2 protein-coding genes are annotated in these 2695 nt (G+C 35.2%); one reads left to right on the plus strand and one right to left on the minus strand.

Annotated features, from left to right (window positions below):
• The first annotated feature begins 584 nt into the window (after positions 1-584).
• A complete protein-coding gene (locus D2K64_RS23225) occupies positions 585-1031 on the plus strand; it encodes a replication/maintenance protein RepL (protein ID WP_120010769.1) in 447 nt (148 codons plus the stop codon).
• Between the two features lie 29 nt (positions 1032-1060).
• Here the strand turns inward: D2K64_RS23225 and mobV are convergent, their stop codons facing one another.
• Positions 1061-2374 carry a MobV family relaxase gene (mobV, locus tag D2K64_RS23230; RefSeq protein WP_238384392.1) on the minus strand — a complete coding sequence of 438 codons (1314 nt, stop codon included), beginning with the start codon at positions 2372-2374 and terminating at the stop codon, positions 1061-1063.
• Positions 2375-2695: the final 321 nt, after the last annotated feature.

Raw genomic sequence — 2695 nt, forward strand, 5'->3', positions numbered from 1 at the left:
ATAAAAAAGTCAAAATCCTATATAGTGGATTTTGACTTTTTTATTGGTATCCCCCTTGTTTTTGGGTGTGAGTGCTGGCTGGGGGTTTGGGGGCTAGCCCCCAGGAACTTAACGTAATTTTATATGGCATTAGTGAAATTCTTGAACGATAGATCAAGGCGGTTCGGCAGGTACAATTGCTAGTCCAAGTCGTGCAACTTAAATCCTCGTTTTTGGTATGTTCGGCTTGGCGACATGCTCACACCTGCCGAATTTCACTATGCAATAGCAAAAGAGTGGAGATTTTTTGAGTGGTTTTCTCAAAAAATACTACTCGACTATTGCATTGTGGAAAGCCCTCTAAAAAAAATGAAAAAAGAATATATTTAAGGCGATATTTATCGCCTTAAATATATAGAAAAGAGTAAGCAGGGGGTAAAAAGTAGATTTTAAGCTGATATATAGCTATTGAAGGGCATTTTCTTTGGTCTAATTTTTTATACTTTTTGGTCTAATTTTTTATACCTTTTGGTCTATTTTTTTTTGACCTTTTGGTCTAATTATGATAAAATGGAAATATAAAAATATAGGAGAAAGGTGATAATATGCCAAAACAAAAAACTGAAAACGAAATAATATATAACGGTAAAAGCCTAGATACAGGTGAAATAATAGAAACTGATGAAGTCATAAAGAAAACTCCTAGAAATGGTTTTATGATCACATATTTAACTGCAATCGTTCAATTAATAGATAGTTTAGGTAATAAAAAAATGCAAGTTGTAAAATACATATTAGAAAACATGGACAAATCAACAAATACGTTAATTATAACTACAAGAGAATTGACCGAAAAAAGCAAGGTATCTAGACAAACTGTAATAGACACATTAAAAACACTGGAGCAAGCCCAAATAATTACTAGAAGAACTGGAGCAATAATGATACATCCAAGCCTTGTTCATCGTGGTAAAGATACAAAAGAGAAATACTTACTTGCTAGATTCGAAGATTTTAATAATAATAAGGCTCCAATTAATGCAGTTGAATAAACCGCCCAAGAATTGATTCTAAGGCGGTTTTACCTTTCCATATCATATCCTCGTTGTTTAGTCATTTCGTTTTTATGTTCACGCTCAAAGTAATCCTCTACTTCCCTTCCAACTAGTTCATTCTTAACAAGCCCTCTAAACGTTTTAAATTGCTCTTTAAAGACTTTTTTCGTTTGTTGATATAAAACCTTTACGTTTATCTTCAAATCGTTTATATGAGCTTGTAACGAGCCTATTTTTGTATGTAATTCTTTATTTCTCTCTCTCAACTCCGCATTAATCTGATGAGATGCTTTTAAATTGTTAGACAAGCCCTCTACTTGCAGGTGTAATTTTTTATTTTCTTCCACCAAATCTGTACTTTGCAAACGTTCATAATCCCTTTTGACCATATAGGCAGCGTTCACCATTTTTTGTACTCTTTTCAATTCGTTCGTTCCAATAATCCAATTCCCAGTGTTTTTGGTTATCGTTTCTGTTTTAAATAATCCTTTTTTCACAACCTCTGTTTTTTTCTCTTTCCCTTTTGCATTGATTTTGATTTCTTGTGGTAATTGTTCACTGAGATCTAAAAGCTTTTTCTTTTTACTTTCAAATTCTTTATCTAAAGATTGGATTTTTCTCTCCAAGTCTTTTTCTTTTATCTTTATTTCCGCATCCATCGCCTTTTTTTGTTTCTCTATTTCTAGAGAATGCTTTTTTAAATCCTTAACGGTATCAACACCAATCGTTTTATCATTTAAAATTCCATCTTTGTAGATGTGTGGTATTTCCTTTTTCAAAAATGTATCTAAATCTTGGTGGAATGTCTTTAAATCTTTTCTTGTTAAAACCTCTTTGGCTGAAACTTTTTCCCGTTGTTTTTTCTCGTCCCAAACAACAGGCATAAAAGCAAAATGCATATGAGGTGTTGTTTCGTCCTTATGTACGTTAGCGGACAATACATTTTTTTCACCGCCATAACGATTCGCTAAAAACTCATAGGTTTTTTCAAAAAATTCACGTTGTTCTTTTTCTGAAGTCCCCTTCAAGTTTTCTGGTAACGTAACAACCCAATCACTACAAACTTTTACATCTTTCCGATTCAAACAATGTACTTCACGTAATCGATCATTCATGCGGGAAAGTGTATCTCCTTCTTTTTCGCATAAATCATAATTTAAATTTGACCGCTCATTATCAATCTCTTGATTCGAATGATTTTCTGTTTTTCTGTCCCAATGAATCGATAATCCTTGTACGCTGCCTTTTGTATATTTTTCTACATGAGCCACAAGTAAGCCCCCCTTTTGGTAATCAGCATAGCACGAAGATTGAGAGAATCCAATAATTTGGTCTAGCACGTTATACCAAATTTCATTTGGACGTGCTCTGCGAGGCTCGTTGGCTTCGCCAAACCATGCCTTGCATGGCAAAAAAACCTCGGACTTTGTCCGAACCTACAAGGGGAACTCTTCCCCTTGACCCCATCAATCGAACTCCCCAACCCCTCAATCCTTGAGGGACTCCCTCGCCGGTTGGCAGGCCAAAACGTTTGACGTTTTGACAGGCCAAGAGGGTGAAGAATCAATTGCACGTGTCAATTCCTTAATGCTCCTTTCATGGATCAGCACAAACCGCTGACCCCTTCCAGTCCGCTTACCATTGACACTTACCGCTAATTT

This window comes from Teichococcus vastitatis (assembly GCF_003604215.1).
Classification (GTDB): domain Bacteria; phylum Pseudomonadota; class Alphaproteobacteria; order Acetobacterales; family Acetobacteraceae; genus Pseudoroseomonas; species Pseudoroseomonas vastitatis.